General features: G+C 72.3%; 1 protein-coding gene. It reads right to left on the bottom strand.

Annotated elements, in window-relative coordinates; genetic code table 11:
* A partial coding sequence (locus ACQG3P_RS21150) for an AIR synthase-related protein (RefSeq protein ID WP_426806149.1) occupies positions 1 to 249 on the bottom strand: 249 nt, incomplete at both ends.

Genomic DNA, 249 nt, shown 5'->3' with positions numbered 1-249 from the left:
AATGTTGCCGACCGTCGCGCCATCGGCGACCACCAGGCGTTCTTCGGCCGTTGCCACGCCGACCGCGGCGAACGGGCAGCGCTCGCGCGCGCACAGCGCGGCGCACTCGGCCAGGCGCGCCTGCGGCACGCCGAGCACATAGCGCTCCTGCGATTCGTTGCACCACAGCTGCATCGGCGCCAGCGACGGGTCATCGGTGGGCACCTTGCCCAGGTCGATCACCCCGCCCACGCCGGAGTCGTGCAGCAG

It is taken from the genome of Stenotrophomonas sp. SrG (assembly GCF_050031795.1).
Lineage (GTDB): Bacteria > Pseudomonadota > Gammaproteobacteria > Xanthomonadales > Xanthomonadaceae > Stenotrophomonas > Stenotrophomonas rhizophila_A.
This window is presented reverse-complemented; position numbering and strand designations above follow the sequence as displayed.